Annotated in this window: 32 protein-coding genes and 1 pseudogene; 15 read left to right on the forward strand and 18 right to left on the reverse strand. The window is 63.1% G+C overall.

The window, feature by feature from the left end; translation table 11 throughout:
* The 3 genes from VGO12_RS21300 to VGO12_RS21310 all read right to left on the reverse strand — a co-directional run.
* Positions 1–1677: portal protein (locus VGO12_RS21300; RefSeq protein WP_327514748.1), on the reverse strand; the 1677-nt coding region annotated here is incomplete at its 3' end.
* Positions 1678–3045, reverse strand: a complete 1368-nt coding sequence (locus VGO12_RS21305) for a terminase large subunit domain-containing protein (RefSeq protein WP_414650757.1) — start codon at positions 3043–3045, stop codon at positions 1678–1680. It lies immediately after the preceding gene.
* Positions 3002–3391: a hypothetical protein gene (locus VGO12_RS21310; protein WP_327514750.1), complete on the reverse strand. Its 390-nt coding sequence runs from the start codon at positions 3389–3391 to the stop codon at positions 3002–3004. Before VGO12_RS21310 ends, VGO12_RS21305 begins: the two co-directional genes overlap by 44 nt.
* Before the next feature lie 367 nt (positions 3392–3758).
* On the opposite strand from VGO12_RS21310, the gene VGO12_RS21315 reads away from it, so the two are divergent.
* The 4 genes from VGO12_RS21315 to VGO12_RS32250 all read left to right on the forward strand — a co-directional run bounded on the left by VGO12_RS21315 (position 3759) and on the right by VGO12_RS32250 (position 5614).
* Complete coding sequence (locus VGO12_RS21315; protein WP_327514752.1) at positions 3759–4127, forward strand: tetratricopeptide repeat protein; 369 nt, start codon at positions 3759–3761, stop codon at positions 4125–4127.
* 507 nt (positions 4128–4634) lie between these two features.
* Positions 4635–4802, forward strand: a complete 168-nt coding sequence (locus VGO12_RS21320; RefSeq protein WP_327514753.1) for a hypothetical protein — start codon at positions 4635–4637, stop codon at positions 4800–4802.
* A gap of 147 nt (positions 4803–4949) precedes the next feature.
* On the forward strand, positions 4950–5081 hold the full coding sequence (locus tag VGO12_RS21325) for a hypothetical protein (protein ID WP_255380915.1): 132 nt from the start codon (positions 4950–4952) through the stop codon (positions 5079–5081).
* Positions 5082–5290: 209 nt separating this feature from the next.
* A complete protein-coding gene (locus VGO12_RS32250) occupies positions 5291–5614 on the forward strand; it encodes a TonB family protein (protein WP_414650758.1) in 324 nt (107 codons plus the stop codon).
* A gap of 204 nt (positions 5615–5818) precedes the next feature.
* Here the strand turns inward: VGO12_RS32250 and VGO12_RS21330 are convergent, their stop codons facing one another.
* Positions 5819–6415, reverse strand: a complete 597-nt coding sequence (locus tag VGO12_RS21330) for a BA14K family protein (protein ID WP_414650759.1) — start codon at positions 6413–6415, stop codon at positions 5819–5821.
* Between the two features lie 214 nt (positions 6416–6629).
* Between VGO12_RS21330 and VGO12_RS21335 the strand changes: the two genes are divergently transcribed.
* Together VGO12_RS21335 and VGO12_RS21340 are read left to right on the forward strand one after the other, a co-directional pair.
* The gene (locus VGO12_RS21335; protein ID WP_327514755.1) at positions 6630–7211 is read left to right on the forward strand and encodes a dienelactone hydrolase family protein; all 582 of its coding nucleotides are present in this window, start codon (positions 6630–6632) and stop codon (positions 7209–7211) included.
* 132 nt (positions 7212–7343) lie between these two features.
* Positions 7344–8294: a hypothetical protein gene (locus tag VGO12_RS21340; protein WP_327514756.1), complete on the forward strand. Its 951-nt coding sequence runs from the start codon at positions 7344–7346 to the stop codon at positions 8292–8294.
* 9 nt (positions 8295–8303) lie between these two features.
* On the opposite strand, the gene VGO12_RS21345 is transcribed toward VGO12_RS21340, so the two are convergent.
* Complete coding sequence (locus VGO12_RS21345; RefSeq protein ID WP_327514757.1) at positions 8304–9668, reverse strand: HAMP domain-containing sensor histidine kinase; 1365 nt, start codon at positions 9666–9668, stop codon at positions 8304–8306.
* Positions 9655–10332 carry a winged helix-turn-helix domain-containing protein gene (locus VGO12_RS21350; RefSeq protein WP_327514758.1) on the reverse strand — a complete coding sequence of 226 codons (678 nt, stop codon included), beginning with the start codon at positions 10330–10332 and terminating at the stop codon, positions 9655–9657. The genes VGO12_RS21345 and VGO12_RS21350 overlap by 14 nt, the downstream gene beginning before the upstream one ends.
* A gap of 161 nt (positions 10333–10493) precedes the next feature.
* On the opposite strand from VGO12_RS21350, the gene VGO12_RS21355 reads away from it, so the two are divergent.
* On the forward strand, positions 10494–10745 hold the full coding sequence (locus tag VGO12_RS21355) for a hypothetical protein (RefSeq protein ID WP_327514759.1): 252 nt from the start codon (positions 10494–10496) through the stop codon (positions 10743–10745).
* A 23-nt stretch (positions 10746–10768) separates the two neighbouring features.
* Positions 10769–11560 (forward strand): hypothetical protein, encoded by a 792-nt coding sequence (locus tag VGO12_RS21360; protein ID WP_327514760.1) that lies wholly within the window; start codon positions 10769–10771, stop codon positions 11558–11560.
* A 163-nt stretch (positions 11561–11723) separates the two neighbouring features.
* On the opposite strand, the gene arsH is transcribed toward VGO12_RS21360, so the two are convergent.
* From arsH to VGO12_RS21390, 6 genes and pseudogenes are all read right to left on the reverse strand, one after another.
* On the reverse strand, positions 11724–12449 hold the full coding sequence (arsH, locus tag VGO12_RS21365) for an arsenical resistance protein ArsH (protein WP_327514761.1): 726 nt from the start codon (positions 12447–12449) through the stop codon (positions 11724–11726).
* Entirely contained in the window at positions 12424–12849 is a 426-nt protein-coding gene (gene arsC / locus VGO12_RS21370; protein ID WP_327514762.1) for an arsenate reductase (glutaredoxin), read from the reverse strand. Before arsC ends, arsH begins: the two co-directional genes overlap by 26 nt.
* Positions 12850–12851: 2 nt before the next feature.
* On the reverse strand, positions 12852–13550 hold the full coding sequence (locus tag VGO12_RS21375) for an MIP/aquaporin family protein (protein WP_327514763.1): 699 nt from the start codon (positions 13548–13550) through the stop codon (positions 12852–12854).
* Positions 13551–13564: 14 nt separating this feature from the next.
* A pseudogene (locus VGO12_RS21380) lies at positions 13565–13708 on the reverse strand (arsenate reductase ArsC); the annotation flags it as partial.
* Between the two features lie 158 nt (positions 13709–13866).
* Positions 13867–14211 (reverse strand): metalloregulator ArsR/SmtB family transcription factor, encoded by a 345-nt coding sequence (locus VGO12_RS21385; protein WP_327514764.1) that lies wholly within the window; start codon positions 14209–14211, stop codon positions 13867–13869.
* 64 nt (positions 14212–14275) lie between these two features.
* Positions 14276–15241 (reverse strand): GlxA family transcriptional regulator, encoded by a 966-nt coding sequence (locus VGO12_RS21390; protein WP_327514765.1) that lies wholly within the window; start codon positions 15239–15241, stop codon positions 14276–14278.
* A gap of 93 nt (positions 15242–15334) precedes the next feature.
* On the opposite strand from VGO12_RS21390, the gene VGO12_RS21395 reads away from it, so the two are divergent.
* Both VGO12_RS21395 and VGO12_RS21400 read left to right on the forward strand, forming a co-directional pair.
* Complete coding sequence (locus tag VGO12_RS21395; RefSeq protein WP_327514766.1) at positions 15335–16294, forward strand: cysteine synthase family protein; 960 nt, start codon at positions 15335–15337, stop codon at positions 16292–16294.
* Between the two features lie 200 nt (positions 16295–16494).
* A complete protein-coding gene (locus VGO12_RS21400; RefSeq protein WP_327514767.1) occupies positions 16495–16875 on the forward strand; it encodes a DUF4440 domain-containing protein in 381 nt (126 codons plus the stop codon).
* A 67-nt stretch (positions 16876–16942) separates the two neighbouring features.
* On the opposite strand, the gene VGO12_RS21405 is transcribed toward VGO12_RS21400, so the two are convergent.
* A complete protein-coding gene (locus VGO12_RS21405; protein ID WP_327514768.1) occupies positions 16943–17728 on the reverse strand; it encodes a hypothetical protein in 786 nt (261 codons plus the stop codon).
* Positions 17729–18022: 294 nt separating this feature from the next.
* Here VGO12_RS21405 and VGO12_RS21410 point away from each other — a divergent pair, with 294 nt between their 5' ends.
* Positions 18023–18673, forward strand: a complete 651-nt coding sequence (locus VGO12_RS21410) for a glutathione S-transferase family protein (protein WP_327514769.1) — start codon at positions 18023–18025, stop codon at positions 18671–18673.
* A gap of 37 nt (positions 18674–18710) precedes the next feature.
* Here the strand turns inward: VGO12_RS21410 and VGO12_RS21415 are convergent, their stop codons facing one another.
* Positions 18711–19235, reverse strand: a complete 525-nt coding sequence (locus tag VGO12_RS21415; protein WP_327514770.1) for a DinB family protein — start codon at positions 19233–19235, stop codon at positions 18711–18713.
* Positions 19236–19334: 99 nt separating this feature from the next.
* Here VGO12_RS21415 and VGO12_RS21420 point away from each other — a divergent pair, with 99 nt between their 5' ends.
* Both VGO12_RS21420 and tcmP read left to right on the forward strand, forming a co-directional pair.
* Entirely contained in the window at positions 19335–19940 is a 606-nt protein-coding gene (locus VGO12_RS21420; RefSeq protein WP_327514771.1) for a TetR/AcrR family transcriptional regulator, read from the forward strand.
* 44 nt (positions 19941–19984) lie between these two features.
* Entirely contained in the window at positions 19985–21628 is a 1644-nt protein-coding gene (tcmP, locus tag VGO12_RS21425) for a three-Cys-motif partner protein TcmP (protein WP_327514772.1), read from the forward strand.
* Here the strand turns inward: tcmP and VGO12_RS21430 are convergent.
* The 4 genes from VGO12_RS21430 to VGO12_RS21445 form a co-directional block, all read right to left on the reverse strand.
* Complete coding sequence (locus VGO12_RS21430) at positions 21625–22374, reverse strand: DUF5131 family protein (RefSeq protein ID WP_327514773.1); 750 nt, start codon at positions 22372–22374, stop codon at positions 21625–21627. The two genes, tcmP and VGO12_RS21430, sit on opposite strands and share 4 nt — an antisense overlap.
* Positions 22375–22602: 228 nt before the next feature.
* Complete coding sequence (locus VGO12_RS21435; protein ID WP_327514774.1) at positions 22603–23205, reverse strand: hypothetical protein; 603 nt, start codon at positions 23203–23205, stop codon at positions 22603–22605.
* Positions 23206–23279: 74 nt separating this feature from the next.
* The gene (locus tag VGO12_RS21440; RefSeq protein WP_327514775.1) at positions 23280–24005 is read right to left on the reverse strand and encodes a helix-turn-helix domain-containing protein; all 726 of its coding nucleotides are present in this window, start codon (positions 24003–24005) and stop codon (positions 23280–23282) included.
* On the reverse strand, positions 23995–24681 hold the full coding sequence (locus tag VGO12_RS21445; RefSeq protein ID WP_327514777.1) for a hypothetical protein: 687 nt from the start codon (positions 24679–24681) through the stop codon (positions 23995–23997). The genes VGO12_RS21440 and VGO12_RS21445 overlap by 11 nt, the downstream gene beginning before the upstream one ends.
* A 490-nt stretch (positions 24682–25171) precedes the next feature.
* On the opposite strand from VGO12_RS21445, the gene VGO12_RS21450 reads away from it, so the two are divergent.
* Entirely contained in the window at positions 25172–25537 is a 366-nt protein-coding gene (locus VGO12_RS21450; protein ID WP_327514778.1) for a hypothetical protein, read from the forward strand.
* Positions 25538–26080: 543 nt separating this feature from the next.
* Entirely contained in the window at positions 26081–26731 is a 651-nt protein-coding gene (locus VGO12_RS21455; protein WP_327514776.1) for a S24 family peptidase, read from the forward strand.
* Positions 26732–26881 lie beyond the last annotated feature (150 nt).

Consider the following 26881-nt stretch of genomic DNA (forward strand, 5'->3'; position numbering starts at 1 on the left):
GGGCGAAACATAAGGGTTGTCCGGCCCGAGCGTCGTCAGCAGTTTCTCCTGCAATTGCTGGATCATCTGGATCATCAGCATGTCGCGCTCGCGCGTGCCCGCACCGAGCCCGGTATTGACGGTCGCGTCCATGCCGGCGTTCCAGTGGCGCGGGTCGAAGGTCACCCATTTGCCGCGCAGCCGCACGGCCCGCGGCCGGTCCTGGTGCTTGATGGTGAGGCCGAGCAGCCCCTTGAACACGCGCCTCAGCCCTTGCGCAAAGGTGCGCACCATCAGCTCCGTCTGGCCGATGCCCGCCTGCTCGACCAGTGCCGTCGCCTTCGCCGTCATGTTCTGCAGCGCGTCCGGCGCCATGCCGCTCGAGGCATCGGAAATCCCGGTGCGGTCAGTCGCCTCCTGGTCGAGATAGCCGAGCATGGAGAACGATTCCCGCGCAACGAACGGCACCGCCGTATAGCCGACGGCGCCGCGCACATCGACGCCCTGGCCGACGCGGATCGGCTGGCCGAATTTCGGGTTCAGCACCGATTCCGGGTTCTGGATCACCCCCTCCTGCACGATCGGCTGCTGGTTGTTCTGCCAGTAGAGATTGTCGAGCGTCTGGCGCAAAAGCACGGTCTTCACCCGCTGGATCTCCGCCATGTCGTCGGTGGTCGCATTGCCTTCGCGCTGGTGCGGCCGCCGCTCGGTGATGAGATCGGCAAAGGGCACCTCGTCCCATTCCGCATCTTCCAGCAGGTTGTCGGCTGCGGTGCCGCCGGCGAAGACCAGGCGGCGCAGCTCGGCAATGCCGTCATCATCCGCATCCACCTTCACATAGAGCTCGTAGTAGTCGATCTCCTGCAGCGCCGTCGCCGTCTCCTCCCCGTCGCCGAAGATGCCGCGCCGGCGGGCAAACTCCTCGTCCTCGCCGTCCGCATTGCCGGCAATGGCAAAACCTTCGACGAGATCACGGTCATAGCCCATGGCGATCAGGTCCGAGCGCCGCATCCGCCGCTTGATCCCGGCAATCGGGCTGTCGTCGATCGAGATCGCATCCGGATGCACCAGGAATTCCTCGAGCGGCACGGCGGCAAGCCTTGTCGCCCCGCGCTCGGCGGTGCGGCGGATCTTGACGGCAAAGACCGGCTGCTCGACAGGTCCTGTCGGCAGCTCGATCCGCTCGACCGATTGCGCCTGCTCCAGCACTTCCACCGTGTCGTCGGCGATCAGTTGCACGAGTGCGGCCTCATCGAGCCCGCTATGGGTCGAAACCTCGACGCTTTTTCTCTTCTCGTACCACCAGCGGATCACGCCGTTGCCGAGCTTCAGCGCGTCGTGGGCTGCATCCTGCACCGCGTCATAGCCGTCGCTTTCGGGAAAGACGATGTAGTTGATGTAGTCGGTCGCCTGCTCGGCGCCGGCCTCGTCGCCCTGGTTGACCGGCTGGTATTCCACCACCTTGTCATTGCCGAGCACCGTGCGGATCAGCGACGGCAGCACCTTCTTCACCGCCGCCCGCACATCGCGCGAAACCACCTTGGAGCGGTTCGCCTCCGCCGGCACATCGGCCATCACGCCGTCATAATACTCCATCGCCCGCACGCGCGTGGCCGAAAGCTGGTCGCGATAGTCCTCGCAATCCCTGACGAGCTGGCTCACGAGCTCCGTCAATTCCGGTTTCGTCATCGCAGCCATCTAGAGAACCTTCCGATCGGTAAAGGCCCAGGCGGCGCTGTCCGCCTTCACCCGGGCAAAGCGTTTCATCATCAGCGCGTAGCGGCTGGCCGAAATCACGTCGTCGCGCTCTTTCACGATCCGGCCGTCCTTGCGGTGGTAGAGCCTGAATTCCTCGAACCAGTCGCCGCAGGTGGAAAACACCTTGAAGCGCCCCGTCTGCATGCGCTGCAGCATGTCGGAAATGCCGGCCTCGACACCGTTGGTGCCGTCGTCGAAGGTCGCCCGTTCAGGCAGCATGACGAGCCCCTGCCCGCGATATTGCGTGGCCAGCTGCTCGCCCGAGCCCTTGTCGTGCTGCAGACCGTCATGCGGCCAGGCCCAGGGCAGCCAGGCGCCCCAAGGTTTCAAGCTCGCGGCATGGATGATCGGCGTCGCCTCGCGCTCGCGGTAGCAGCGGGTCACGTAAAAGACATCGGCATCCCGGTCCCAGGCACAAAGCACGGCCGCAAACGGGTGGTCCCAGCCGAAATCGAGGCCGCCGATCTGTACCCAATGCCGGGGGATCTCGAAGGGTTCGACGCGGATCTGCTCCTCGGTCACCGGGAAGATTCGCCCCGACCCGAGCGTCGGCACGCCCTTGGTGCGCGCTTCCTTCTCATGCGCCGGATAGCTCGCGACGATCTTCGCGCGCTCCTCGCTCGTATAGTGCTCGGCATCGTCGATCGTCATCGTCACCACCGTCCGGTCCTCCGACGGTTCCAGCAGATAGCGGCTGACGACCGAGCTCATGCCTTTCAGCGGCGTGAAGGTCACGGCAACCGAACCGCCCGTTGCATTGGTGCGCGTAATGCCCTCGAAATAGACGTCCTCCGGCGGCTCCTCGTCGAACCAGACGTAGTCGACCGTGTTGGCCTGCCACTTCGCCCGCCCCTGCTCATAGGCTTTCAGAAGCAGCGTGGAGGTGTCTCCGCTCGCATGGCGCACCGTCACGCTGTCGAGCGCGCCGGAAGCGCTGGAGCGTCGCGTCCAGCCGGCAATGGCCGCTTTCGGCAGGTAGCCGGTGCCCCAGTCCTCTTCGCTCATTGGCGGGCCGACGAGCAGCCGCTGCACGCCATCGCGTGTCAACTCGTGCGATTCCGAGCCGCCGATCATCGTGATCGGCCGGTCGAACCGTCGGCCCGCCCACCAATGAGGATAGTCGCCTGTGAGGTGCATCGCCGCTTCGGCAGCACCCGCCAGCGTCTTGCCGAGCTGGTTGCCGGCCATGAACAGCCGCTCGCGAAAGGCAGCGCCGGCCGCGTGAAATTCGGTCTGCTTGTCATAGGGCTGGTAGTAGCGCAGCCTATTCGTTCTCTGCCTGCGCCCGATCTCCATTGCCAGTTCCATCCGCTCCCGAAGCATGGAGGAAAGGCCGGATGGTCTGGTCGAGTTTCTGGATCCGCTGGAGGAGTTGTTCATCGGTCATCTCGCCGATCTGGTTGGCATTGATGCTCACGTCCTTCGGCATCAGCGCGGCTATCGTCTTCAAGAAATCGTTCGGGTTCTTTTCGATCAGCGCGTCGATCGCCGCAGCGCCTCGGGCCTCCCAGGCCGAAAGCATGTCCTCGAGAAAGAGCTCGCCGAGCTTGCTGCGCACCGCCTTGCGGGCGCGCGGTCGGGGGATCGCGCTCGCGCTTCCGGCGCGCGGCAGAAAGCGTCCCGTCTTCGGGTCCTTGGCGGGGGTGTTTGTCATGACGATACTCCGTGCAGGCGGAACCGGCACGCCCTGGGCATGGCGACCCGGGCAGGCGCTGCCGATCGCCTATCGTCTCAGCGCTGCCGGCAACAAACAGGCGTGCCGGACGTGACGGTCCGCTCACAGAAAATTGCGCGTGTCACGCTTGATGTCACGCTTGCAACCTTGACTTCAGGTTGCATACGGTCATCAATACGGCCCACCGGGTTGCCCCTGATCGGGTCGTCTTGGCGCAATGCACAAGAAGGGTCACGGCCTCACCGGCGATGATCTCGGAAAAACCAAATTAGTTCAAGATTTTGAGTAGTTTTCCAGTCTAGCAGCCCTGCCGCGGGAACCATGCAATGATTGCAACAGGTGTCAGATGATCCGCAACACATTCAAGACGTTGAAGACCATTTTCACGCCCCGGCCGTCCGCTACGAATATCTCGCCAAGGTTGCTTGAACTGGCAACGTCAGGAAATGTCGACGCACAGGCGAAGCTTTCCGAAATCTACTTCAACGATGGCGGCGAGGAACATTACGCCGCCTCGCTTCACTGGAACCGGCAGGCCGCCCGTCAGGGTCATCCGGCCGCCCAGGCGCGTCTGGTCACCATCTATCAGCGCGGCCTCGGCGTCGAGCACGACCCGCAGGAGGCTTCCCGCTGGCTGCGCAGCATCGGGCATCCCCGCCCCCGGCCCGAGCCAGGGCATCCGGTCGGCAACAAGATCGCCAAGCAGGAAGCGTGAACGGGAAGTCGGTAGCCTTCGCCTGCGCAGCATATGCAGGCATCAGAGAGGCGTGACCTGAGCTGACCTGACCTGACCTGACCTGACCTGACAGCAATTCGACGCTGCCTAGCCGCGGGAAGCGAACCAGTGCGGCCGGCACTCGGCCCCGGTCATTCGCCGGAATCAAAAAGGCCGCTTCAATGAAGAAACGACCAGTCTGAAATATCCTTAGCCTGCTTCCGCGTGGTTGGCAAGCCCTTCGCCTAAATTTGTTTCTGTTTTGTTCGCTTTTCTCCCGAGGCATGGCCGCCGGCGCTGGGCAGATGCAGCGCCTTGCCGGTCCCGCACCGTGTCGCGGCACGGCGCGTTCTTTGGTGTATACTCGTCAGGCACATCTGTGTTCGGCATGGCGTGCCGCCTGCGCGATGTCCCCGAGCCGAGGACCTGCGGGCAGACGCGCGCGTGCCTCATCCGTTTCGATGGCGAGGCGGCCTTCGGCCGTTCGCGCAACAACGGGAGGTTTCCATGACACCACGCTACCTGATCGTTGCGATTTCCGTGGCGCTCCTCGCGCTCGCCGGCTGCACCACCGACCAGGCCAACCGCGCGCCCGCCCCGAGCCCCGGAAACCAGGGCATGCAGAACATGCAAGGCAGTTCGGGCGGCATGGGCGGCGGAAGCTCCGGCTATTGACGCATGCACAACGGGCGCCTGGTTTTGCGCTCACATCATTGAACTTCAGGCGCCGCAGCGCGTTGAGTAACCATGACGCGCAATCTCGCTGCCACGCCATTTGTTTGCGCGCATTCTGTGTTAAGCTCCTGTCGGGAGGAAAATGCCATGGAGAATTTCTTCGCACTCGCCGCCATCGTCGTCGGCTCCGCCATTCTGGGGCTGGCGCTCGCCTACGGCTTCCGCCGCAAGGACGCCCACCGGCCTCCAGAGCACGACGATGCCCGGCTGAAATTCTAGACCGCCGGCTTTTCTCCTTCCAACTTGGCCATTGCGCCCGCGCTTTCGCGCGCCTGCGCCCCTTGTGGTCGAACGTTTTCTCGCCGCCCGCGCGGATCTAGGCGACACCCCCGTTGCAACCCTTGCGAGAATTGATAAGACACGGCGACAAATCGTTGCCAGGATATTCTTGGTGTCTCGTTTTGCCCGCCTGATTATCGCCGCCGTTATTGCCGCTATGCCACTGCAGGCCAGAGCAGACACTCTTAGGACCAACGGCGAATGGGCAGAGCAGGTTCGGGAGGTTTTCAAGAGGAACCTGCCGAAGCCGACCGCAACAAGACCGGGAGGGGGCGATAGTCGAGATAGAGGTCATCGTCAGGCGGGATGGCCGCGTGCGCAGAGCACGAATCTACAGGTCTTCGGGATTTGCACCGGCCGATGCCGCCGCCCGGTTGATGCTTGAAAGATCGGCAAAGCTGCCCGCCTTTCCGGCTGGTATGGACGCGGCCGAGACGAGGCTCAAAATGCCGATCGTGTTCTCCGACGATTAGGAGCGGCTGAAACGGGTAGCCGGCCTGCAACAGACACCGTCAATCTCGCCGCTCGAAGGACATGCGGAAGCTCGAATTATCGAGCCCTTCGCGCACCTGATAAGACATGTGGCACCGTCGAGCACATGGCGACGTCCCGCTCCGGCCATGACAAAGGCCCGCCGATCACCCCGACCGGCGGACCTTTAGCCTGACGTTCAAGCCTCAGAAATAGGGCGAGTAGCACTGCTGGCGCGGGCCGCCATAGGGCTGGAACGAATTGTCCCAGGCGCGGTAGGAGCGGTAGCGCGCATAGCACCAGTCGACATGGCGCGGGTTGACGCCGGCGTCGTAGCTGCGCGGCGGTGCGGCAATGGCGCCGCCGATAACGACCCCTGCCCCGAAGGCGGCCAGCGGATACCACCAGCCGTCGTTGTGACGACGATAGCCGTAGCGCTCATAGCGGTAGCCGCGATAGCCGTTGTAGTAGCCGTAGCGATAGCCGCCATTCCAGCCCGGCCGATATCCCGGGCGATAGCCCCCGCTCCAGCCCGGACGGTAGCCCGGGCGATAGCCGCCGTCCCAGCCCGGGCGGTATCCACCGTTCCAGCCTGGCCTGTAGCCCGGTCGGTAACGGGGGCGATAGCCGCCATCCCATCCGCCGCCGTGCCATCCCCTGTCGCCGCGTCCGCGCCAGTCCTGCACCGGCAGGACCTCGCTCTTTTGCACCCGCTCCATGGCAACAACCGGCATGGCGCTTGCCGGTGTGATGCCCGAAAGGGCCGTTATCGCCGCCAGAAGCGCGATGCCAATCTTCCTCATCTCGTCACCTGTCTGTTTGAAACCAGACATCAGTTTGTCCCGGCGAGGTGAACCCACAATGAATGCGACATTCCTAACATTGAATGCAACTGAAGCGGGTTCATGATGAGCAGGCTGACAGCGCTGGAAATCGCGCCGAAATCCGGCGCTCGGCTTGAAATTCGAGGCGATGGCACCACTATTGCGACATCAGATCCAAATCGGGGAATTCGCCATGGCCGAGATTCTGCTCTTCCATCACGCTCAAGGCTTGACCCCAGGCATGCACGCCTTCGCCGAAACGCTGAGGGCCGAAGGCCACGTGGTGCACATGCCGGATCTCTTCGAAGGGCGCACCTTTGCCAGCATCGAGGACGGTCTCGCCTTCATCGAGGCGACCGGTTTCGAGGCAATGCGCGAGCGCGGCGTCCGTCTCGCCGACGCCCTGCCGCAGGGCCTTGTCTATGCCGGCTTCTCCTTCGGCGTGCTACCGGCGCAAAAACTCGCCCAGACAAGAGCCGGCGCCCGCGGCGCGCTGCTCTTTTATTCTTGCATCCCGATCAGCGGGGCGTGGTGCTTCGGTCCCTGGCCGGACGGCGTACCTGTGCAGATCCACGGCATGGACAACGACCCTGTTTTCGTCGGCGAAGGCGACATCGACGCCGCCCGCGAGATCGTGGCAAAGGTCGCGGATGCCGAACTCTTCCTTTATCCCGGCGACCAGCACTACTTCGCCGACAGCTCGCTCCCGTCCTATGACGCAGCGGCAACCGCACTGCTGACGAAGCGGGTGCTGGCGTTTCTGCAGAGGGTTTGAGCGACAGAGACGTCGCCGCCACTGGCAATACGGCACAAGTTCGCATTAGTATAAACCGCGATCCGTTTTTCGAGACGGTTTGCGAAAAGTGAAATTATACTGCTGCAAATCTTGAACTAATCCGGAGACCACGTGCTTATCTACTCGGACGAAAACCTCGAAGTCATCCATCGCCCGGGCTCGTCTCCCTATCTGCTTGTCACCTTCAACGAGATGGAGATCGTGGCCAACGGCAGCCGCTACTGGGGGCAGCGCTTCTGCGAGAAGGCGGATATCGCAGCGCTTGGTTTCATCAGCCGCCGACCCAACTGGTTTCCGTCGGAAAGCATCGTGAGGGCGGTCGAGGCGGCAGCCCCCATCCTGAAGGCGGCGCCCGAGCGCATCCTCTACGGGCATTCGCAAGGTGGCTACGCCGCCCTTCGCTATCGCCGGCGTTTCAATGCGACGAGCGCGATCGCCTTTTGCCCGCAGGTGTCGATCGATCCAAAGTCAGTGCCCTACGACAATCGTTTCCGACGCCATTTCTCGGCGGACCTGCACGCCAATATGGGCATCTCGCCCGACCAGGCCGCAGGACGCGCCTTCATCTTCTACGATCCCTTCCATGCGATCGACCGCCGCCACGCCGAGCGCATCGCCACGCTGCAGGCCGAAACCCACCTCGTGCCCGTGCCCATGACCGGCCACGGCACGGTACGCGTCTTTACCGGCACCGAGCGCGCGCTTTCCCTCATCGACGCCTGCCGCAGCAACGATCGCGCCGGCCTCGCCGCCCTTGCCCACACGGCCCGTGCCGATGCGCCGATGCGCCCCTACCAGATCGCCGTCGCGGCCATGCCTCGCCACCCTGATTGGGCCGACCGGATCAATGCCCGCTTCGGTGAGCGTTTCGCACCGGTGGAGCGGGTCAACTTCCTCTACCACCGCGCCAACCGCCATATCCGCGATGGCGAAATTCTGGCCGCCCGCGACCTGCTTGAAACCGCGCTCACGCTGCTCCCCGGCGATCCCGCCATCCAGCATCGCCTGAAGGAAATCGACACCCGCATCCTTCGCGAACAGAAGCTTGCGAACGTTTCCTGAAGCATTGCATCAGGAAGGGTGTCGCTCCTCCAGGGGCAGGATCACTTCGGCGCAGACCCCTGGCCCGTTGTCGCCGATGGCCACGTCGCCCGCATGCAGGTCGGCAATGGCGCGAACGAGGCTCAAGCCCAGTCCGCTTCCCGCCGTCGTCCTGCTCTTGTCGAGCCTGTAGAGCCGGCGGAACACTTTCTCTCGCTCGCCGGCCGGTATGCCCGGACCGTCGTCGTTCACCGCAACCACGGCATTCCCGCCCTGCCGTCCGAGTGAAATCGAGATTGCAGCGCCGGGCGGACAATGGCGAATGGCGTTTTCGACGAGGTTTGCCAGCATTTGCGTCAGAAGTTCCCGGTCGCCCCGCATCTTCAGCGGATCGGCCGCGTCGATCGAGGTCGTCAGCCCATGGCCGCTGTCTTCGGCGACATCGGCATAGATCTCCGCCACCGAGGCGACGATGCCGGTGAGATCCAGGGTTTGAAACCGGGTCTTGCGCGCGCCGGCCTCGATCTGCGAAATCCGGAGCAGCGCTTCGAAGGTGGCGTTGATCTGGCCGGCCTCGGCACGCGCGTCGTAAAGCGCCTCGCTGACCGCCTCACCGCGCTCGTCGCCGCGGATTGCCGTGTCGATCTGCATTTTCAGCCGGTTGAGTGGCGTCTTCAGCTCGTGCGCGATGTCGGAACTGACCTGCCGCATCGTCTCCATCAGCGCCGACAGCCGGTCGAGCGCCTCGTTGATCTGGCGTGAAACCGTATCGATGTCGTCGCCGCTGCCGCTGAGCGGAACGCGCGCGTCGAATGTGCCGTGGGAGACGGCGGTCATCGCGCCGGCGATGCCGTCGAGCCGCCGCTGCGCCTTTCGCGCCAGAAGCGCCCCGCCGATGATCGCCCCGGCCAACGCCACCAGGTTTGCCCATAAGAGGCTGGTAAATGCGATGCGTTCGAGCCGGTCGGTCGCGGCCCGGCTTCGCCCGACGATCAGCCGCTTGCTTGCGACCATGCCCGAAAACACCCGGTAGTCGGGCCCTGCCCGCAAACCGAGCGCATCGGCCCTTGCCGACGAGAACCCGTCCGGCAAGGGCGGCGTCGAGACATCGCCGGCGATCTGCCTGCCGTCTGCGCCGATGACGCAGAAGACCCATTCGCGTGCCGGGTTCACCCGCGAATAGGCGTCCACCATCGAAATCAGGTCCTCTAGATCGTCGGAGGAGGCGATCACCGCGTGCAGTTCCTTCACCGAGCCGTCGAGCGAGCGCTTCAGCTCCTGCCGCAGGACCTGGTAGGTGACGAAGCCGGCTGCAACGAAGGTGAGAAAAAAGACGAGTCCGAAGGTCACCGCGAGCCGAAACGGGGTCGAGCGCCACAGACTACCTTTCGACATGGAGGCTGTACCCGATGTTGCGGACCGTATGGATGAGCGGCACGTCGAACGGCTTGTCGACCTTGGCGCGCAGGCGGCTGACATGGGTTTCGACGACGCTCGTCTTCGGATCGAAATGAAAATCCCAGACTTTTTCCAGAAGCATGGTCCGGGTCAGCACCCTGCCCTCGCCGCGCATCAGCACTTCGAGCAGGGTAAACTCCCGCGGCTGCAGGTCGATGCGTTCGCCGCCGCGCGTCACCAGGCGCCTGACGAGGTCGAGTTCGAGGTCGGCAACCACGAGCACGGTCTTCTGCTCCGACATCGGCGGCCGGCGCGCAAGCGCATTCACCCGCGCCATCAGCTCGGAAAAGGCAAACGGCTTGACCAGATAGTCGTCGGCCCCGGCCTCCAGACCCTCCACGCGGTCGTCGACGCCGCCGATCGAGGTCAAAAACAGCGCCGGCACCTTGATCCTCGCCGCGCGGATCGCCTTGACCACCGACAGACCGTCGAGCCCCGGCAGCATGCGGTCGATCACCAGCACGTCGTAGGCCTCGCGCGTCGCCTGGTAGAGCCCGTCACGGCCGTCGTCGACAAGGTCGCAGACATGCCCCGCTTCGGCCATGGCGCGCTGCACGAAGTCGGCAGTCTTGCGGTCGTCTTCGATCAGCAGAATTCGCATCGGATAGACCTGGGCCTGTTGTCCACGTGGCAACCATTCGGCGCACAGTCGCGCGCCGTTGTCACCTTACGAATTGGTATGGTTCCGGCAAGGCGGAGGCAAATTCCGGCGGCCAGCTTCGGCGCTGCACTCTTGCCCCTCAACAGCCTATGGAGATCCCGATGAAGCCTTTCGCCACCTGCGCCCTGTTCGGTGCATTCGCCCTTGCCATGCATTCGGCGAGTTTTGCCAATGTCCCCTGCGAAGACACGCTGAAGGATGTGCGTGGCGCGCGCTCGAGCGCCAAGCTCAGTGACACCGATGTCGTCAAGGTCGACGAACTCATCAACAAGGGTATCGATCGCTGCAACGCCGACGATGACGACAGGGCCAACGGCTTCTTCAAGCAAGCCATGTCCGCCATGGGCAAGTGACCTTGAAACCCGGAGCGACAGACATGCGTCCCCAATCCCTCGACATGTCCAACATCAACCGTGTCCCCCGCGTCACGGCAGACTTCTGGCTGATCAAGCTGATGGCCGTCACCATGGGCGAAACCGCGGCCGACTATCTCGCGGTCAATCTCGGTCTCGGGCTCACCGCCACCTCGCTGATCATGAGTGCGGTGCTCGTCGCCACGCTCGGGCTGCAATTTGCCCAGAAGCGCTATGTGCCCTGGGCCTATTGGTTGGCGGTGGTGCTGATCAGCATCGTCGGAACGCTGATCACCGACAACCTCACCGACAATCTCGGCGTTCCGCTTGAAACCTCCACCGTGGTCTTCACGCTGGCGCTCGTTGCTACCTTCTCCCTCTGGTATGCGAGCGAAAGAACCCTGTCGATCCACTCGATCTACACGACGCGGCGCGAGGCCTTCTACTGGCTGGCGATCCTCTTCACCTTTGCGCTCGGCACCGCGGCCGGCGACCTCGTCGCCGAGCGTTTCGCGTTCGGCTACATGACGACCGCACTGCTGTTTGCCGCAGTCATCGCAGCCGTCGCCTTTGCCTACTACGCGCTCGGGCTCAACGCCGTCGCCGCCTTCTGGCTCGCCTATATCTTCACGCGGCCAGCCGGTGCTTCGGTCGGCGATCTGCTGGCGCAACCGATCGAATATGGCGGCCTGGGTCTTGGAACGGTCGTCACCAGTACCCTGTTCCTGACCGTCATCCTGATCACCGTCACCTACATGATGTTCTCCTACGAGCCGGAGACCGCCGTTGCGGACAACCGGCCCGCCAAGGGCTAGCCGTCCCCGTGCCTGAGCAGCCGGCGCCGGTCCGCAAAACGGCGTCGACTGTGGATCCGCGCTCAGGCACGCGTTGAACGTCGTGCGTTTTGACCGCCGCACGACGTTCAATGCCACTCGGACACTTGCGCATTCTTGTCGCTGTGGCACAGCCGCCGAAGCGTCAGATCGCGCTCAGCGACACCCGCTTTTCCAGCTTCTCCGCATTTTCCTTGCGCTCGCTGTAGCGGTCGACGAGATGGGCCGAGACGTCCCTCGTCAACATCGTGAACTTCACGAGTTCCTCGCAGACGTCGACAACGCGATCGTAATAGGACGACGGCCTCATGCGGCCGTCCGCATCGAACTCCTGATAGGCCTTCGCGACCGACGACTGGTTCGGGATCGTGATCATGCGCATCCAGCGCCCGAGCAGGCGCAGCGTATTGATGGCGTTGAAGGACTGCGAGCCGCCCGAGACCTGCATGACCGCAAGCGTCTTTCCCTGCGTCGGACGGATCGCCCCGATCGACAGCGGGATCCAGTCGATCTGCGCCTTCATGATCCCGGTGATCGTCCCGTGCCGCTCCGGGCTCACCCACATCTGGCCCTCCGACCAGGCCGAGAGCTCCCTGAGCTCCTGGACTTTCGGATGGCTGACGGGCGCATCGTCCGGAAGCGGCAGCCCCGAGGGATCAAAGAACCGCACCTCGGCGCCGAAATATTCAAGCAACCGACCGGCCTCCTCGGCCAGCAGTCGCGAATACGAAACTGGGCGCACCGAGCCGTAAAGAATGAGGATGCGTGGCTTGTGGCTCGAAAACGCGGGCCTGAGCGCATCAAGATCGGGCTTGCGCAGATGGCGGAGATCGGCGGCGGGAAGATCAGACAATGCGACGCCCCTCCTCATCCAGAACCTTTTCGCCATCCTCCTTGACGAACGCGCTCGTGAAAGCGTCGGCCGGCAGGACGTCGAGCACCGCTTCCGAAGGTCGGGCGAGCCGCGTGCCGAGGGGCGTGACGACGAACGGGCGATTGATGAGCACAGGATGCTCGAGCATGGCCGTCAAAAGCGCGTCGTCGGAAAGTGTGGGGTCGTCGAGGCCGAGCTCGGCATAGGGTGTTCCCTTGTCGCGGATCGCCTGGCGCACCGTCAGCCCGGCGTCCCGGATCATCCGGACAAGCTCGTCCCGGCCCGGCGGCGTCGTCAGATAGTCGACCACGGTGGGTTCGATGCCGGCGTGACGGATGAGCGCCAGCGTGTTGCGCGAGGTCCCGCATTTCGGGTTGTGGTAGATGGTGACGTCCATGGTCAGTCGGCTCCTGTGAGCGTTGTTGGCGAGATTGAGGTGTTCCGTTCGGCAAGCATCCAGCCGACAGTGGCTGCGGCAGCGAGCGCACCGATGCCTTCGGCGACGATGAAGCCCGGCACGTCGACCGGTCGGATACCCGAAAAGGTATTGGAGAGGGCGCGGGCGATGGCGACGGCCGGATTGGCAAAGGAGGTCGAGGCGGTAAACCAGTAGGCGGCGGTGATGTAGAGCCCGACGAGCGTCGGAACGGCCTCGCCCCGGAAACGCAAGGCCGCAAGGATCGTCAGCACCAGCCCAAACGTCGCCACCGCCTCGGCGATCCATTGGCCGGCCCCTGTGCGCACCGTTTCGGACAGCTGCAGCAGCGGCAGCTCGAACATTGCATGGGCGATCAGCGTTCCTGCGAGCCCGCCTGCCACCTGGGCCGCGACATAGAACACCGCCGCGGGCGCCGCAATCTCGCGCCGTGTCGCAAACACCATGGTCACGACAGGATTGAAGTGCCCGCCGGAAACCGGGCCGAGGATGGTGATGAGAACCACCAGCATCGCGCCGGTCGCGATCGTGTTGCCAAGCAGCGCGATTGCCGCATCGCTTGAAAGACGGTCGGCCATGATGCCGGAGCCGACGACGGTCGCAACCAGGATGGCCGTGCCGAGCGCTTCCGCGGCAAGGCGGCGTTTCAGATCGAATGGCATGTGTTCGACCCGCTTCAGGAAACAGTCTGGCCGATCTCGTTCAGCCTTGTTTGCAGGGCGAGCTTGTCGAGGCTCGTCATCGGCAGGCTGGTGAAGATCGAGATGCGGTTGTTGAGCATCCGGTAGGCTTCGGCAAAGGCGAAGTGCCGCTCGGCCTCGTTGACATTGTAGGGTTGGTCGCTCATGTGGCTCTCCCGGCTTGCCTCACGGAGTTGCACCTCGTCCTGGCAGCGCCGCGCGTCCTGCAGACACGCACACCTCGCTGCGGCACCTTGAATTGCTTTATGTTTTTGCCGCCCGATCCATGCTTGAGACACTAGTCAGTCGAAGGACAGCAAGGGCTCAGATCGGCGATAAGGGGCGCGCAGAGGCTGGCATTGCCGCCGCAGCAGTCCTTGAGCAGGTAGAGTACCACGGAGCGCAGGCGTTCGAGATCGGCACGATAGAGGATCGATCGGCTCTGCCGCTCGCTTCGCACAAGCCCGGCCTGCAAAAGCGTCGAAAGATGTGCCGACATGGTGTTTTGCGGCACGTCGGCGAGCCTTGCGAGCTCGCCGGCAGCAACCCCATCCGGTTCGCGCTCGACAAGCAGCTTGAAGGTCCTGAGCCGTGTCGGCTGCGCAAGGGCCGCCAAAGCGGTGATCGTTTGATTCTCATCCATATATCCAGAATAGTGGATATTATGAACCTGTCAAGGCGGCGGAGGATCCGGGTGCATTCCAACCCTAAGCCTGCAGCTCCGCCCTGAGCTCGCGCACGCCGCGGCCGAGATGGCGGCGCAAGAGCGCTCGCAGCGTCGCCGCGTCGGCATAGCCGACCTCACCCGCCACCGCCTCCAGATCGAGGCCGATCGAAACCAGATGCTGGGCGCGCGCTACACGCAGGTCCTGGACGAAGGCGAGCGGCGACTTGCCGAGCACCGCCTCGGTCCGGCGTTGCAGGGTCCTTGGCCCGACGCCAAGCGCTTTGGCCGCCGCCTGCAGGGAAAAGCCGCCGGCAAGGTTCGCCCGCGCGAAGCGTTCGAAGCGGTCGACGAGCGGATCGGTCTGCGAGAGATAGCTCGGCACGACGTAGCGCGCCTGCGACGAACGCCTGTCGACCAGCATGAAGCGCGCGGTGAGAGACGCGATCTCCGGGCTGGCCTGGGCCACGAGAAAGAGGGCCAGATCGAGATGCCCCATCATCGCGCCCGCGGTCACCAGCCGGCCCGAAACCGTGATCATCTGGCTGTCGTCGAGCCGGATCTTCGGATAGCGCTTGCGAAACAGGGGCGCCATCGGCCAGCTGGTCGTGGCGTCGGCGCCGTCAAGAAGCCCGGTTTCGGCGATAATGAACGTTCCAAGGCAGGCGCTTGCAAGGCCGGCGCCGGCCGCGTGACAATCCCTCAGATAGCCGATCGCCTCGCGCACGTCGGCCCGCGCCAGCGCCTGCTCCAGCCGTTCCGGCTCTCTCGTGTTGAGTGCCGGCACCGCCACCCAGTCCGGCCGTTTGGCACCGTCTATCGCCTCGACGCTCGCCGTCAGGCCGAGTGCCGTGCGGACCTGCTGCCGCACCCCCACGACCTCGACAGTCAACAGCAGGCGCTCCATGCCCTCAGCCACCGCCAGATCATTGGCGACCGAGAACGTGTCGAGCAGCACGCTCAATCCGCTGTCAAAGACACCGTCGAGCGCGAAAACCGACAGCCGCATGACGCAATCATCTCCAAAATTGTCATTTACGACTGTAGCCGCATCGAGGCGGTCAATCTAGCCTCGTGGCAACATCTCAACAGTGAGGCCCCCATGACCAACGCCCCGACAACGATCCTCGACACGATCGGCAACACAGATCTCCTGCCGCTGCGCAACGTCACGCCGTCAAGCGGCGCGCGCATCCTTCTCAAGCTCGAAAGCCAGAATCCGACCGGCAGCATGAAGGACCGCATGGCGCTGGCGATGATCGAAGCCCCGGAGGCCGATGGCCGGCTGAAACCGGGGGGCGCCGTGGTCGAATACACCGGGGGCAGCACCGGCGTGTCGCTCGCGCTCGTCTGCGGCGTCAAGAACCACCCGCTTCATTTGGTGACCTCGGACGCGTTCTCGCGCGAAAAGCTCGACCACATGCGCCTCCTCGGCGCAAAGCTCACGATCGTCCCGAGCGACGGCGGCAGGCAGACGGAAAAGCTGACGAAGGACATGATCCGCGAGGCCCATCGCATCGCCCAAGAAACCGGCGCCTACATCACCGCCCAGATGGAAAACACCGACCAGCTTAGGGCCTATTCCAAGATGGCCGACGAGATCTGGGAACAGACCGGAGGCAGGCTCGATGCATTCGTCCAGGCGGCCGGCAGCTCCGCATCGGTTCGCGGCATCTCGGAACGGCTGCGCCAACATGACAGCCGCATCCGCATGGTCGCGGTCGAACCGGCCGAATCTGCGGTTCTTTCGGGCGGCCCGTCCGGCGCACACAGGATCGACGGCATCGGCGCCGGCTATGTCGTTCCACTCTGGTACCCTGAGATCGCCGATGCGATCGAGCCGGTCTCGACAGCCGATGCCCGGGCGATGGCCTTTCGCCTCGCCGCCGAGGAAGGCCTCTTCTGCGGCACCTCCACCGGCGCCAACGTCACCGCGGTTTTGCGGGTCGCCGAACGTCTTGGGCCCGAGGCGACGGTCGTCACCGTGCTTTGCGATACCGGCATGAAGTATCTCTCGACCTTCGCCAGGGATCTCGACGAAGGAACCTCGACGAGCGGTTGACCTGAGGAACTTGCTACGCCGCGCGTCTCGTCGGATGCAAAAGATCACTGCAGACCTTTGAAAGATTGCCTGTTTTATCCTTTCACCGGTTGCGATCGAAGGAAGCATGCAGCAGTAGCCCTTCGGCCAGGGATGGGCTAACCGTGATGCCGAGGCGAAAGCCGCGCACGACCGCGGCAAAATCCAGGTACGTTGAGGCGATGACGAGCACCCTGCCCGAACTCTCGGAAATCCGCGCGCTGGAAGAGGCGCTGCACCGCCCCGAGGTGCGTGGCTCGCGCGCAGCGCTCGAGGACCTGCTTGCCGAAGGCTTCGTCGAATTCGGCGCCTCCGGCACCGTCTACCTTCGCGCCGAAATCATCGACCTTCTCATGCAGGAAGACGAGACGGACGTGGCCGAGATTCGCACCGCAGACTACCGCCTGACACCCATCTCCCCTGGCGCCGTGCTGCTGACCTACCGCACCCACCGCATCGAAGCCGACGGGTCCGAGCGCCATGCGCTCAGAAGCTCGATCTGGACATGGGACGGCGCGAAATGGCGGATGCTCTTCCACCAGGGCACGATCGCGAGGCCATAGCTGTAAGCCCGCCGCGCAGGAGGTTCCCTACCACGTAAATCGCTAGCGGGCTTCGTCCGTCACGACATCAAGCTACGATGTAATCCCGCATGTCCCGTGCGCGGGCAAGCTGCTCGCGCACCGTTCCATCCCGGTTGTAGCTCGTCATCGAACAGTCCTCCTTATAGCTCAGCATCTTTGCGCCGCTCTCATAGTGGACGTCAAAGGAACCGAGCCTCGCTCGCCCGGTCTCGTCATAGCTGATGGGAACCTCGACCCCAAAGGAATGGCTGAAGCGCTGCGCCGCGCCGTTAACGAGATTATACGCAGCGTCATTGGAATTGCGGATGAGCCAGTAGTTATCCAACTCAGCGTGCCTCGCGTAACCGTTGTAAAGCTTGTCGCTCAGAAGGAACTCGGTGTGTTTCCTGGCGGCCTCCACGTCCGCGCCCTTGGCGATCCGGTCTGCTTCGCCAGCCATGACATGCGCCTCGTATTCCTCACGGCTCCAGACCTTTTTCGTATCGAACTTGCCGTTGTAGTCGTCGATATCGCGCGCCAGCCACCCCGCAAAGATTTCCGCATGCTCGACGATCGCTGCGATCGGCTTGAACTCAAGGTGAGCCGCTGAAGCCATGGCGCTCATATGGGCCGAGGAAATCGCCGAGGAGACACTACCGCCAACCGCCCGCGGGGCCTTGAATTCTGAAGAAGGGGGCACCGACTTGGCCGCGGCCTCCGTCCCGTGCGCTGCTCCGGTGCGTCTGGAAACGATGTCCAGGATCGCATCCGACGCGTTCTTGTCTGCAGATACGCCCGGCGTTCTTTGCTGGAGAATGGTCAGTGCAGCGTGGGTGGGAGATATGGTGGTCATGACCTGTCCGTTTTGATCTCGTTTGCCTGTCATGGGCTAGCGAGAAAGCCGACGGATCAACCATTCATGTCGACCGCATTTCTATCTTAACGAGTATATTTGAATCAAATACACCGGATGGACCTTGCTGAACGATTAACGCGAACGCACCAAATGCGTTTATTTTCAAGGAACGATCTACCTCTGATCGTATACGTCTCGCGCGCGCTGTAGGCGGACAAATTTTGAACGCCGGTGTCGGAACCTCGCCTGAGCTGACGTCTTTCAGATGAGACCCACGCCATGGAGGACACGATGACGATCACGATCACCGCCTTTGAACGCTCGCCCGATCGCGGCCGGGGGTTGGCGCGCGACATGCGGGTGCGCTGGGCGCTCGAGGAGGTCGGCCTGCCCTATGACGTCCGCCTCGTCTCATTCAAGGAAATGAAGGAGCCCGCGCATCTGGCGCTCCAGCCCTTCGGGCAGATCCCGACCCTGGAGGACGGCGATCTCGCGCTGTTTGAATCCGGAGCGATCGTCTTCTACATCGCGGAAGGGCGCAGCGGCCTGCTGCCGCAGGAAAACAAGGCCCAGGCCCGCGCCGTCGCCTGGATGTTTGCCGCCCTCAATACGGTCGAGCCGCCGATCTTCGACCGCAGCCTCGCCACGATCCTGGAACGCGATCAGCCCTGGTACGAACACCGCCTCAGTGCGCTTGAAGACACCATCCGCGTGCGGCTCGCCAGCCTTTCCAGGCACCTTGGCGCTTCCGACTGGCTCGACGGACCTTTCAGCGCCGGCGACCTCCTGATGGTCACGGTCCTGCGCCGGCTGCACGGCTCGGGCATCCTTGAGGAATACCCGAACCTTACAGCCTATGTCGCCCGCGGCGAGGCCCGCCCGGCCTACAGGCGCGCCTTCGACGCACAGCTCGCGGTCGCAACCGCCGCGTCAGCGGGGTGACGGGCAAAGACAGGCTGCAACCCGCTCATCTGCATGATCAGGCAGGCATCGTTTGGGCGTTGCCCTGCAACCGCCGGCCCGGGTCCGACTGATGGAGGTGGACCGCAAACGTATCCCAGGGCGGCGTCATCCCGAGCCGCCAGAGCATCCGGCCGATCTCGCCCCGGTGATAGCCGCCATGCAGCGCGACATGCAGGAGCATTTCTTCCCGGCTCATGGCGCCCTTGTCGCCATCGGTGAAGGTGAAGGCGACCACCTCCGACAGGTCGGCCGGAGATACCCGGCCAAGATAATCGGCATACCAGCGATCCGACGCGTCGACGGCTGCGCGAAGGTCCTCAAGGCTCGGCGTCTCGGCCGTATTGTCCGACGTGTAGCCATGCTGAGCGCCGCTGAGATGTCCGGCGAAGATCCGCGCCACCACATAGGTATGGTTCATCAGCCGCAAGGCAGTCACAAGCTCGCCGCCCTTCCCTTGCCGGTCGAGCGCTTGAAGCGCGTCTAACAGTTCGGCGTTCGCCCAGGCATGATACCCATAGAGTTTCAAAAGCAACCCGCTCATGAAATCGGTCCTTCCAACCCTGCTGAATGTGAGTAATTTGCTCATATTCTGAAGGAGGGCTCCCCGATGTCTACTCGCATTGAGAGAGGGAAAGACGCCATGCGCAAGACCCCGCGCCAGGCCCGTTCCCGCGCGACTGTGGCCGCCATTCTTCAGGCCGGCGCTCGCATTCTGAGCGACGAGGGCTGGGCCGGCTTCACCACAAACCGGGTTGCCGACATCGCCGGCGTCAGCATCGGTTCGCTCTACCAGTACTTCCCCGACAAGCTTTCCTTGGTCGACGCCATTCGCCGCCGGCACCTCGACGACTGCCTTGCGGTGATGAAAGCTTCAAGGCCGACGGAACGTGCGCCCGCCCAGTTTGCCGCCGAGCTCGTCCGCGCGATGATCGCCGCCCACAGCAACCATCCCGGCCTCCACCGGGTATTGCTCGACGAGGCCCCGAGCTCGGAAGACTACCGCAACCCGGCGAGCGCCTTCGAGGTCGAATATCTCGCCCACTATGCGCAAGCCGTGGCCGTCTATCGCAACAGGCGCCCGACCGCGGACGATCACACGACGGCCCTTATCCTGTCGGACGCGATCGACGGCGTGATCCACAACGCCGCCCGGCGCGGCATGCTTTTCGACCCCGGCGTGCGGCAGGAGCTCGTCCGCCTGATCAGCCTGTTTCTTGGCGATGCCGGCGACGAAAGCCCGAGCTGAGTTCCGAACGTCATGTTCCGGAACGGAGCACGGGTCCGGCCAACGTGACCTCGCCCTGTCATCCCGGGGATCGCGAGCAACGGCCTGGTGTCGAGACGGATGAACTCAAGCTCGCCGAACTCACCCATCTCCGCTTCATAGAGGATCACGTCGACGCAGGCCCCGTCCTCGTCCTTGGCAAGTTGCGAAGCGACCGACCTAACGAGCCGCCTTGCGAACGCGGCGTTCCTGATCGTGTAAGCGTGGTCCGTCAAAAATTCAACGACCTGCACATCGCGAAGGTAGCCGGGCGGCCCAACGGCGGTCGGGGATTTTTCGACCAAATGTGTCCTACGCCTTTTCTCTACGCCCGAGCTCGCTCACGTCAACTGGGCGCGGCCCCGACTGGTATTTCTGATTCGAAGCAATCAACGGAGGAAGTCACCACGGCCCACACACGACGAAAATTGGGGAAAGGCACTTACTTACCTCAGATTGAAGTGGCGGAATCGCAATTCATTTTTAAATTGAGATCGACAGTTAGCTGGGATATGTTTGGCATGACAAACGTTTATCAAGACCGTGAGCAAACTGAAGCAAAGCACTTCATCCTGAGGAAGTATCTACAGAAGCTCGCATTCAAGACGCTGTACGGTGGCTGGAACAGTATTGCATACATTGACGGATTTTCCGGACCTTGGAAAACGAGAACGCTGGACTACTCCGACTCCTCGTTCATGATCGCGATTCAGGTCTTGAAAGACGTACAAAAAAACGCACGCCTGACAGGCAGGCAGCCGCGCATAAAATGCTTCTTTGCCGAGCAGGATCCGACCGCGTACAAGCAACTACAGGCAGCGGTATCTCCACACCACAATCCACACAACGATTTCTTTATCGAAACATTCAATGGAGAATTTGAAGACGCTGTCGCCCCAATCCTAAGAACGATGGCGAACTCCTTTGCCCTCACATTCATCGACCCGACTGGTTGGACCGGCTATAAGTTCGATAAGGTGAAGCCCATCCTTAAGCACTCTCCTGGTGAAGTGTTGCTCAACTTCATGTTCGATTTCGTAAATCGATTTACCGCGTCACCAGATCCGAACACGCGGGCATCGTTCGATGGAATTCTGGGCACAAACTGGCAGGAGCGGCTCGATACGTCACTGCCAAGGGAGGAGGCGTTGCTGGCTCTGTTTTCCGAGCAGTTCCGAAAAGCTGGGCAGTTTAAGCACGTCCTCAGTACGCCGATCGAAAAAGTATCAGATCGAACTCATTTCTACATCGTCTATGGCACCAGAAGTCGAAACGGACTGGAGGTTTATCGCGAAGTCGAGCATGCCGCTCTCAAGGAGCACGGTATGCGAAGGGCTGTTGCTCGGCAGGCAATTCAGGAAACCAAGACAGGGCAATTGGGGCTTTTTGGTACGGACGACATGGCATCCATGGCCGAATTGACCATGGATGCACAAATCGCAGTCATCCGGAGCCAAGCAAAAACATGGGTTCGCCAAATGCTACCTTCCTGTCCCATGCCGTTTTCTGAAGTCTGGCCCCAGATGCTAGACCGCTTCATGTTACGAAAGAAGGATGCAAAACAGATCTGTGCAGAGCTTGGCAAGGCCGGAGAGATCAAAGAGACATGGCGTCTGAATGGATCGAAGCGTCGCACTCCAGATGACGGCGACACGATAGAGCGCGCTTAGGCCGCAAAGGAAGGCATATCGTTCCAGGTGCGGCCCTTGTATGAACGTCCGCTCGCCTTTTTGTTGCGTCCACCCCACTGCTTGAAGAAGAATACGGCATCAGCATCGGTGCACATGTCGAAGATCTCATCAATCCACGTCGGGTCCATAGGCCGGGCTTGAGGACCGGACTCGCCGCCAACGATTGCCCAGTGAATGTTGGCAAGACTGCCTGCAGCAACCGAACCTATAAGCGGCTCAAAGGAAACGAAGCGGATCGCAGCGGGGACCCGACGCAGTTCATCCAGACGGTGGATCACCCGATGGTCCTCCACACTGGCGCCAAGCCAGACGTTCGGCAGAACATCGAATCCATCACTGAGAATTGAGGCCATTCGATCAGGGCGTTTGGTGAGTATTTGGTAGGTGTGTCGACGTGTTTCAGCCATCGCGGACCAAACTTTGCGCACGAAGTCGACCGGAACATCTGGGTGAAAGAGATCCGACATTGAATTAACGAAAACACTCCTGGGCTTTGACCACGATGCTGGTACGGAAAGCGCCTTTTCGTCCAGATAAAGCGCCCCGGTCCACTTGGCACGACCGCCGCTTTTCCGTGTCAGCCCGCGATACTTTTCCAGCCCCATTGCTTCGAGCCGAGCGGCCATACGCATCGCATAACAGTTGGTACAGCCCGCACTCATGATGCTGCAGCCCGCAACCGGATTCCATGTCGCGTCGGTCCATTCGATTGTCGTCTCTGCCATGTCGAAACCATCTTGAATGAATAAATCAAACAATAATGCTGCAGTTATTGACATAAAGTAGACAAAAATACGGAAACAACCCTAGGACGCGCCGTCTAGTGACCATTGCCTCCTCCATAGAGAGGCAGCTCAAAGGCAACTATCCCACCATGACGATTGCGAGGCACAGGGACGCCTTGCCGCATCGCAACGACAGGCGGCCCGTGCCTTGTACGCAACACGTCTGCCTCACCCCTCCCTCTCCCGCGACAGCCCCAGGTGCCAGTGAAGCTCCTTCAGACCGCTCTTCAGCCAGAGAAGTTGCGGCTCCGGCATGGTGCGCAGCATCTCGTAGTCCATGATGCAGACGTTGAAGACGGTCGTCTTCACCTGCGGGCCTTGCGGCAGCTTCAGCAGCACGCCTTCGAGCGCCATCATCCGGTTGGCCGCCTGGCGTGCGCCTCTTGCGCGTTCCGCACTGGTCTCGCCGGCAAAGCCCTTGACCTCGAACAGCGACTGCGCCCGCACACTCGGGAAGGGAATGCCGGTGAGACTGTAATAGCGCGCCATCTGCCTTGCATATTCATCGCCCGCCTCGCGCTCATGCGCCGTCAGCTTGCCGTCGAGAAACATGCGGCCCAGCGTATAGCCGGCAAAGGGGCTGGCGGCGTGGGCGTCGCGCTTTCCGCCAAAATGCATGCGCTTGCGGGCATCGAGCGCCACCGATCGAACCTCGCGCTCGGCTTCGCCATGTTTGATCTGCCCGCCCGGATAGCGCGCCACATTGGCCTTTTTCGGCCGGCCGGCGCGGCTCGCGCGCTTGATGCGGATGCGCTCTGCCTTGGAAGTCATGATATCGTCTCCTTGCTCAAATCATCTCGTCGATACGCCCGCCGCGACCACGCGCGGCGGAAATCGCCCTGAACTCAAACCGCCGCCGCGCCGGTCTCCTGCCCGCCATCGGCGCCAGATGCCGCCTGCAGGCGCGCGCCAGCCCTCGCCGGTCCGGGTCCCCGATGCGAACCGGCCTTGCGCTCGCGCTTGGTGACGGCATGCAGCACCGAGGTGTGATCGCGGTGGAAGATCCGGCCAAGCGCCGGCAATGAGAGGTCCGTGCGCTCCTGGTAGACGGCGCTCATGCACCGGTGCCGCGGCTCGACGAGCCGCCGCTCGCGGCCGACGCCGATCACTTCCTCCCAGCTGACCCCCGGGTAGAGCGCCAACACCTCCTCGACGATCTCGCGCACCGAGCGTCGGTTAAAGAGATCGCCATCGGCAGCAAGCGTCGCCGCGCAGATCAGCCGCGCCTGGGAAAGAATGCGCGCTTCGGCATCGGCAAGCGCGAGTTCGAGTTCCGTGATCCGGCGCGTCTGCGCCTTGACCTTCGTCGCGACGATACCGGCGAGCTCGTCGAGCGTCTCCGATGGGCTATCCTCGCAGGCAGAAGCAGGCCCGGCGCCCTCTGCGACGGCCGTGCTCACCAAGCCGCCCGTCCGCAGCGTCCCCTTGGCGCACAAACCGCCTTCCCGTCCGGTCTTGAAGGCTGCAGCCAGCGCCATCTGGCCTTTATCCGCCCGGAGCTTTTCCGCGTCCCTTTTGGCGCCGCGGCGCAGGGGTGGCTGTTTTGTCAGATCGGTCGTTTCAGGCTGCATGGGAAGCCTCCTTGGCGTGGGGGATGGCGTTTGCGGCGGGGACGGCACCATCGGATCGCGGGCAGAAAGCCTCCCGCTTGGCCGCTGCCTGGGTCCTGTGGAAATGTTCAAGCAGCGCCCGCACCCGGCTTCGGCTTGCCGCCGACCGGCGATTGCCCGAAGGGTTCGCCGAAAGCGACGCCAGGATCTCGCGCTTGCGGGCAAGCTCGGCGCGAAGGGTGAGTGCCTCTGCCCTCGCCAAGGCGGCAAGAACAGGCGGCTTGGGAACGGTGCCAAGCAGCACGTTCGGATTGGTGGCATAGCTGCCGCGGATGAGCTTCAGCGTCGCAGCCGTCAGCCCGCAAGCCGGCACGCCCGAAAGCGCATAACCATAGACCGCGGCAATCCTGCGCGGCTCGATCGCCGGCGGCATCGTCAGGCCCGCTGCCTGCATCGCATCGAGGCTGCGCAGCACGGCCGTGTCGCTGACATCGGCCAGCCGTTCAGTGAGCGCGGTAATCTGCCGGCCCAAGGTCAAGAGCCGGGTTTCCACCGGTAAGGTCATCATGTCCGAAAAGGCCATCGTTTCCATCGTACGCATGTCCATTGTGTCCATCTCCATCGTGTCCATCTCCATTGCGCCAAGGTTCGTTGCGCCAAGGTTCGTTGCGCCCATGTCGATCTTGCTCGCTTCCATCGAGTTCCTGTCTGATTGCTTGCCTGCATTCCCGCTGGTGGCGGGCAAAGGCGGTTTCGTGTGGCGGCGTCTCTCCGCGAGATCCCCGCTTCGCGCGGACCGCACCGCGGGGCGGCCCGGCATTGCGCATCCAGTTGCGCCAGGTGGCGGCCCAGTCGAGCTTGACGGCGTTCCGGCCCGGTTTGGCGGTCCAGTAGTCGCGAAACTTGTCGAGCTCCGCCGAAGCCGCAGTGCGGCTGAAACCGAGGCCCGCGGCAAAGCTCCAGTCCGGCTCGAAACTCTCTGGCAGCCGGGTCGCGCGACGGCCCGAGCGCCTGGCCTCGAGGCCAGGGCCGTCGACGTGGCTGGCGCCAGCCGGGTCGAAATCAGGCTGCCTGCCCGGATTCGGGTGGGGAGAGTTAGTTTCTTTAGGGGGTGCGGGGGAGCTTTCTTTATCAGAGAGGGCATCGGCCGCAGTCACAGTGACACCGCGTGACGTCACGCGGGCCCGGTGACGGCGTTGCCTCTCGCGGTCGCTCGCCCGGCGTCGCTCGACCTCCAAGACGTGCCCGGCCTCAGCGGCCCTGACGGCAGAAAGGATCATTTCAGGCGAAGCGCCGGAATGGACCAGGGCTTCGACAATCACCGTGATGCGCATGGCTATCTCCTGGCCGCAGCGCAAACCGCCTGGCCCCTGCCGCTGTTCGTGGTCGCAAGAGGCGTGCCGCCGCTCGCCCGCACCCCCGGGCTCCGTCCGACAGACGCTATCCGGGCCGTGCGCCATCGGGCGCCCATGTTCGTCTCCTCCGGTGGTCCCGGCTCGCTCAAGCACGTCGGCCCCCAGGTTTTTCCGATGCTTTTCCAAGTCTCCCACTGATCCATCTCTCCAACCGATCCATGTCCCCCCGATGCTCCAATTACCCATGCGTCCCGCCTGGCCGCCCCGCGAGGCAACGGCCATTCGTCGCGCCTGTCGCGCGTCCGTTTTTCGAATGTGTCTCCACCCGGAGGGCAGCCGCCCGCGATCCGCCGAAACGGGCGGATGGTCGCGTCGCCGTCTTGTTCCCAGTTCCGGCATCCAGTTCCGCCAGCGTCAGGCCCCAGGCCCGCTGCCGGTTGTTCGTGTCCCTTCCCGCTTCGCCGGCATCAGGTTGGAGACGAGAGGTCGTCGGGGAGGAAACAACGACCTCTCGCCAGGACCGCCGCGCGTGGCGCGGCGATCGATGCTTTTCCGCCGGTGTGGCGCCGGCCCGTCACGGGCGATTGCCTGTCTCCGGGCTATCGGCGTCCGTCAAAGCAAATGGTGGCAAACCTGTACCGCTCATTTCCGTTGACATCCTATTCATAGTAGGATTTCTTATCGCCATCAAGAGGAAAAATCCTATTGGACGTCAGAAACGGAATCTGGGATGCCAGTGCCATGGACGAATTGCGCCACCTCATCCGCGAAGCAGTCGAAGCGAGGAAGACGACCTACAAGGATCTGTCGATCGCGATCGGGAAGAACCACGCCTATATCCAGCAGTTCGTCGAGCGCGAGACCCCGCGCGAACTGCGCGAGCGCGATGCCCGCGCGATCGTCGAGCTCATTCAGGGCGAGGGCGGATCGAGCGAAGCGCCGCCCAAGCGCCCGCCGGGCTTCGCGCCGCAGATCGTGCCGGGCGAGCAGCTGGTCGGCCATCGCGACCTGCCGATCTTTGCCGCAGCCCAAGGGGGCGACGGCCACGTGATCGTCACCTTCGACGCGGTCGAATATGTCAAGCGCCCGTCCGTGCTCGAAGGCGTCAAGGGCGCCTATGGCATCTACCTGACCGGCAACTCGATGATCCCGGCCTATGAGCCCGGCGACATGGCGCTCGTCCATCCGCACCTGCCGCCGGCGCGCGACAAGGACGTGGTGCTCTACCACGTGCCGCCCGCCAACGACGCCGAGGCGATCATCAAGCGGCTCGTCTCGTTCAACGACCGCGAATGGACGCTCAGGCAATACAATCCGTTCCTGGAGTTCACCGAGAGCCGGGTGGAATGGTCCTTCTGCCACCGGGTGGTCGGCAAATATAGCGCTCGCTAGTGCATGCGCAAAAACTGAAGCCAATATACCGTTTAATATCGTAGAGATAAGGAAGATCGCCGTTTGATGCGCGCACTGCGTATGGAGGTCGCCGGCGTGTCCGCGCCTCCAGCTGGCCAGCTCCTCGCGATCGATGTGAAAGCGCGGCAT

It is taken from the genome of Ensifer sp. (genome assembly GCF_035999135.1).
GTDB lineage: Bacteria > Pseudomonadota > Alphaproteobacteria > Rhizobiales > Rhizobiaceae > Ensifer.

Coding starts and splice junctions, on each gene's coding strand:
- VGO12_RS21305 (WP_414650757.1), bottom strand. CDS start 3,045: ATGGAACTGGCAATGGAGATCGGGCGCAGGCAGAGAACGAATAGGCTG.
- VGO12_RS21310 (WP_327514750.1), bottom strand. CDS start 3,391: ATGACAAACACCCCCGCCAAGGACCCGAAGACGGGACGCTTTCTGCCG.
- VGO12_RS21315 (WP_327514752.1), top strand. CDS start 3,759: ATGATCCGCAACACATTCAAGACGTTGAAGACCATTTTCACGCCCCGG.
- VGO12_RS21320 (WP_327514753.1), top strand. CDS start 4,635: ATGACACCACGCTACCTGATCGTTGCGATTTCCGTGGCGCTCCTCGCG.
- VGO12_RS21325 (WP_255380915.1), top strand. CDS start 4,950: ATGGAGAATTTCTTCGCACTCGCCGCCATCGTCGTCGGCTCCGCCATT.
- VGO12_RS21330 (WP_414650759.1), bottom strand. CDS start 6,415: ATGAGGAAGATTGGCATCGCGCTTCTGGCGGCGATAACGGCCCTTTCG.
- VGO12_RS21335 (WP_327514755.1), top strand. CDS start 6,630: ATGGCCGAGATTCTGCTCTTCCATCACGCTCAAGGCTTGACCCCAGGC.
- VGO12_RS21345 (WP_327514757.1), bottom strand. CDS start 9,668: ATGTCGAAAGGTAGTCTGTGGCGCTCGACCCCGTTTCGGCTCGCGGTG.
- VGO12_RS21350 (WP_327514758.1), bottom strand. CDS start 10,332: ATGCGAATTCTGCTGATCGAAGACGACCGCAAGACTGCCGACTTCGTG.
- VGO12_RS21355 (WP_327514759.1), top strand. CDS start 10,494: ATGAAGCCTTTCGCCACCTGCGCCCTGTTCGGTGCATTCGCCCTTGCC.
- VGO12_RS21360 (WP_327514760.1), top strand. CDS start 10,769: ATGCGTCCCCAATCCCTCGACATGTCCAACATCAACCGTGTCCCCCGC.
- arsH (WP_327514761.1), bottom strand. CDS start 12,449: ATGAGGAGGGGCGTCGCATTGTCTGATCTTCCCGCCGCCGATCTCCGC.
- arsC (WP_327514762.1), bottom strand. CDS start 12,849: ATGGACGTCACCATCTACCACAACCCGAAATGCGGGACCTCGCGCAAC.
- VGO12_RS21375 (WP_327514763.1), bottom strand. CDS start 13,550: ATGCCATTCGATCTGAAACGCCGCCTTGCCGCGGAAGCGCTCGGCACG.
- VGO12_RS21385 (WP_327514764.1), bottom strand. CDS start 14,211: ATGGATGAGAATCAAACGATCACCGCTTTGGCGGCCCTTGCGCAGCCG.
- VGO12_RS21390 (WP_327514765.1), bottom strand. CDS start 15,241: ATGCGGCTGTCGGTTTTCGCGCTCGACGGTGTCTTTGACAGCGGATTG.
- VGO12_RS21395 (WP_327514766.1), top strand. CDS start 15,335: ATGACCAACGCCCCGACAACGATCCTCGACACGATCGGCAACACAGAT.
- VGO12_RS21400 (WP_327514767.1), top strand. CDS start 16,495: ATGACGAGCACCCTGCCCGAACTCTCGGAAATCCGCGCGCTGGAAGAG.
- VGO12_RS21405 (WP_327514768.1), bottom strand. CDS start 17,728: ATGACCACCATATCTCCCACCCACGCTGCACTGACCATTCTCCAGCAA.
- VGO12_RS21410 (WP_327514769.1), top strand. CDS start 18,023: ATGACGATCACGATCACCGCCTTTGAACGCTCGCCCGATCGCGGCCGG.
- VGO12_RS21415 (WP_327514770.1), bottom strand. CDS start 19,235: ATGAGCGGGTTGCTTTTGAAACTCTATGGGTATCATGCCTGGGCGAAC.
- VGO12_RS21420 (WP_327514771.1), top strand. CDS start 19,335: ATGCGCAAGACCCCGCGCCAGGCCCGTTCCCGCGCGACTGTGGCCGCC.
- VGO12_RS21430 (WP_327514773.1), bottom strand. CDS start 22,374: ATGGCAGAGACGACAATCGAATGGACCGACGCGACATGGAATCCGGTT.
- VGO12_RS21435 (WP_327514774.1), bottom strand. CDS start 23,205: ATGACTTCCAAGGCAGAGCGCATCCGCATCAAGCGCGCGAGCCGCGCC.
- VGO12_RS21440 (WP_327514775.1), bottom strand. CDS start 24,005: ATGCAGCCTGAAACGACCGATCTGACAAAACAGCCACCCCTGCGCCGC.
- VGO12_RS21445 (WP_327514777.1), bottom strand. CDS start 24,681: ATGGAAGCGAGCAAGATCGACATGGGCGCAACGAACCTTGGCGCAACG.
- VGO12_RS21455 (WP_327514776.1), top strand. CDS start 26,081: ATGGACGAATTGCGCCACCTCATCCGCGAAGCAGTCGAAGCGAGGAAG.